Annotated in this window: 3 protein-coding genes; 2 read left to right on the top strand and 1 reads right to left on the bottom strand. The window is 63.9% G+C overall.

Going from position 1 to position 2,652, the window contains the following annotated elements; all coding sequences use genetic code 11:
- Positions 1-629: 629 nt before the first annotated feature.
- Both A6A05_RS02720 and A6A05_RS02715 read left to right on the top strand, forming a co-directional pair.
- Positions 630-1,292: a hypothetical protein gene (locus tag A6A05_RS02720; protein ID WP_068497224.1), complete on the top strand. Its 663-nt coding sequence runs from the start codon at positions 630-632 to the stop codon at positions 1,290-1,292.
- A complete protein-coding gene (locus A6A05_RS02715; RefSeq protein WP_068497222.1) occupies positions 1,289-1,738 on the top strand; it encodes a hydrogenase maturation protease in 450 nt (149 codons plus the stop codon). The genes A6A05_RS02720 and A6A05_RS02715 overlap by 4 nt, the downstream gene beginning before the upstream one ends.
- On the opposite strand, the gene A6A05_RS02710 is transcribed toward A6A05_RS02715, so the two are convergent.
- On the bottom strand, positions 1,725-2,492 hold the full coding sequence (locus A6A05_RS02710) for an alpha/beta fold hydrolase (RefSeq protein WP_068497220.1): 768 nt from the start codon (positions 2,490-2,492) through the stop codon (positions 1,725-1,727). The genes A6A05_RS02715 and A6A05_RS02710 overlap by 14 nt on opposite strands.
- Positions 2,493-2,652: the final 160 nt, after the last annotated feature.

Genomic DNA, 2,652 nt, shown 5'->3' with positions numbered 1-2,652 from the left:
GATTGCGGACCGTCATGTCCTCGATCATGCGGCGACGCAGAGGGCTCAATTCGGCCATCGGGGGCCTCCTGTCTGTAGGGTGGTCGGGAAACCAACCCTGTCAGACGGGAGCCTTCGACGTCACATCAGGCTCCAATACCGCGCCAGCGGTTTCGTTCAATCACTTTAGATGACTATGCACCACCACATCGCATTGTCAACCAACAAGCGTTATACATCACAATGCGCGCGGCTATCGCATACAAGTTATTCCAATGCATCGCCCCAGCAGTTGCATCAACATCGCGATCAGCTTCTCGGCAGCGCAAATCGCCCTAACAGCACACTAGGGAATCGATATCTTCGGCAGCCCGCCATCCCGCCGCAGGTCGCCTCGGCGACCGTCTCCCTCATCCCCGCGCACAAAAAAATTGCCGTCCACCAAGGGGGGAAGGTGGACGGCGGGGAAGTTGTCTTAGAGAGGGAGGCTGACCTCGGGGAGGCCAACATCTGTCAATTAACCTATCGCCCACCTCGGCCATTGTCAAAACGATTTTAATTTCAATTCGCAAAATATTTCCGGCGGTTGCGGCACGCCCGGAAAAAATGCTATGTCCTGCGCGGTTTTCCGCCATTCCCAAGGCCCCTCGATGATCCTGACCCCGATCGACCACGACGCCCTGGCGCCCTTGCTGCCGGCCTTCCGCGCCGCCCTGGCCGATCTGCCGCTGGCCGCCAAGGTGTTCGACCGGGTCACCGCGCTGATCCCGGAAGGCTCGTTGATGACGCTGTCCACCGACAGCACCCATCATGCCGACGCCGTCGAACTGTGCCGCCGTTTCGGCTTCGGCATCCTGGACGTCGATCCCAAGTCCTGGTTCACCTGGGACGGCACCAACGTCGCCATCCAAATGGAGCCCAGCGTGCTGATCCACGAGGTGGCGCATTATCAATGCGCCTCGCCCGAGCGGCGTGCCGTGCTGGATTTCGGCCTGGGCTGCGGCCCGGAAAGCGGCAAAAGGCCCGAGGCCGACGCCGTCCAGACCCTGTTCTGCCCCGAGCGCGACGTCGAGGAGGCCTTGTGCTCGCTTCTCGGCATCCTGTGGGAGGCCGAGCTGGGTCAGCCGGCGGTGCTGGCCTTCCTGGAACAGAACTGGATGGAAGGCGGCACCAGCCTGCACAATGTCGCCCATTTCAAGAAGATCGTGCGTTGGCTGGACCAGATGGGCCTGATCGATGAAGATGGCCGCCCGACCATGGGCTTACGCACCGAGGCCGACGACACCTTCTTCGCCCGCTGGTTCGCCGAGTGAGCGCCATCCTGGTCATCGGGATCGGCCATTCCTTTCGCACCGATGACGGGATCGGGCCGAAACTGGCCGAGCTGGTCGCGGCCCGACACCTCGCCGACGTCACCGCCATTACCCATCACGGCGAAGGCACCGGCCTGATGGAGCTGTGGAGCGGGGCTGACCGCGTCATCCTGATCGACGCCACCATCTCGGGCGCTGCCCCCGGCACCATCCGCCAGTGGGACGCGAACAATCCCCTGCCCGCCGGCCTGTTCCCCACGGGCAGCCATCTGTTCGGGGTGGCGGAAGGGATTGAACTGGCGCGCCGCCTGGGCCGGCTGCCGCCATCGCTGACAATAATCGGCATCGAAGCGGCCGACCTCGCGCGCGGCGAGGCCTTAAGTCCGGCGGTCGAGGCCGCCCTGCCCCAGGCCTTGCAAACGGTCCTGGATCTTATCTCTGGATGAAGGCGGCCAGGGCCTGGATGAAGGCTGCCGGCTGATCGGCATGGACCCAGTGGCCGGCACCCTCGATCACCTGCCATTCGGCCCGGGGGAACAGGCTGGCGATCACGTCCTCGTGCGCCGGCAGCACATAATCCGACCGATCGCCATGCAGGAACAGCGCCGGGCCGCCGTAAGTGGTGCCGTCGGCAAAGGGCGGGAAGTCCAGGATATCGTCCATCGCCGCCCCTAACGTCGCCAGATTGGCCCGCCAGCGGTAGGAACCGGGCTGGCCTTCCAGGTTCTGCATCAGGAAGGCCCGCACGCCGGCATCGGGGATGATGGCGCGCAGCGCTTCCTCGACCTCGCCGCGGCGGGTGGCGGTGCCGACCGGGGCGGCCCGCATCGCCTTGATATAGGGGGCGAAGGTGTGGGCATAGCGCACCGGGGCGATATCGACCACCACCAGCCGATGGACCAGTTCGGGCCGGGTCAGGGCCAGCACCATCGCCGCCTTGCCGCCCATGGAATGGCCGACCAGATCGACGGGAGAGCCGAAGCTGTTCTCGATGAAGGCTGCCACCTCGCGGGCCATGAACGGATAATCCATCACTTCCGACCACGGCGAGGCGCCGTGATTGGGCATGTCCACCGCCACAACCCGATGATGGCTGGCCAAGGCCCCTGCTACGCCGCCCCAATTGCGGGCCGAGCCCAGCAGCCCATGCAAGATGACCAGCGGCCGGCCCTGGCCGGCTTCGATGTAATTCAGTTTCATCTATCCTAACCCGTCTTATTCACCGGGACACGGAGTTTTGCTGGCGGATGTAGCGTAACGTCCTGATGCGGCGTAAGATTTTGGTGTTCAAACATCATCTTCGCCAAGGCTGAAAGCGCCACACCCGCCATGACTGACGATAGCCTGCTGCCGTTCTCGT

Origin of the sequence: Magnetospirillum moscoviense, assembly GCF_001650635.1 — a bacterium.
GTDB lineage: Bacteria > Pseudomonadota > Alphaproteobacteria > Rhodospirillales > Magnetospirillaceae > Magnetospirillum > Magnetospirillum moscoviense.
Note: the sequence above shows the minus strand (reverse complement) of the source record. Positions and strands in the feature narration are given on the sequence as shown.

What these genes read in the sequence shown, in the direction of transcription:
- A6A05_RS02720 (WP_068497224.1), top strand. Translation starts at nt 630, where the DNA reads ATGATCCTGACCCCGATCGACCACGACGCCCTGGCGCCCTTGCTGCCG.
- A6A05_RS02710 (WP_068497220.1), bottom strand. Translation starts at nt 2,492, where the DNA reads ATGAAACTGAATTACATCGAAGCCGGCCAGGGCCGGCCGCTGGTCATC.